Origin of the sequence: Streptomyces sp. BE303 (assembly GCF_036290945.1) — a bacterium.
Classification (GTDB): domain Bacteria; phylum Actinomycetota; class Actinomycetes; order Streptomycetales; family Streptomycetaceae; genus Kitasatospora.
The window spans coordinates 1-532 of sequence record NZ_JAQYWZ010000954.1 but is presented as its reverse complement, the minus strand read 5'-3'; the positions used below and the strand labels follow the sequence as shown (position 1 = coordinate 532).

The window sequence follows — 532 nt, the reverse complement described above, 5'->3', positions numbered from 1 at the left end:
GCGCCGAGCGGCTCGCCGTGTTCGTTCTGGAGCCGGGGGTCGGCGGCGCGGCGGCGGCGGGTCCCGCCGCTCCGGTGCCCTTGGCCGCCACCGGCGACGACCCGGGGGTGATCGTGGGGATGGGTCTGCGGTTGCGGGGTTGTGTGGGGACGCCGGAGGAGTTCTGGGATCTGGTCGCGTCCGGGAGGGACGGGATCGGGGCCTTCCCGACGGATCGTGGGTGGGATCTTGAGGGGTTGTACCACCCGGATCCGGAGCATGCTGTGACGTTCTACGCCCGGGAGGGAGAGATCCTGTACGGGGCGGGGGAGTGCGGGGAGGGCCTGGAAGGCCATCTGCTGACGGGTACGGCTTAGTCGGTGATGTCGTGGCGGATATCGTACACGTTCGGACTGGAGGGGCCTGCGGTGACGGTGGACACGGCGTGTTCGTCGTCGTTGGTGGCCCTGCATCTGGCCGCGCAGGCGCTGCGTTCGGGTGAGTGCTCGATGGCGCTGGTCGGTGGTGTGACGGTCATGCCGACGCCGGATGT

General features: G+C 70.1%; 1 pseudogene. It reads left to right on the top strand.

The features are described from left to right. Positions 1 to 71: 71 nt before the first annotated feature. Positions 72 to 532 (top strand): annotated as a pseudogene (locus PUR56_RS40625) (beta-ketoacyl synthase N-terminal-like domain-containing protein); the annotation flags it as partial.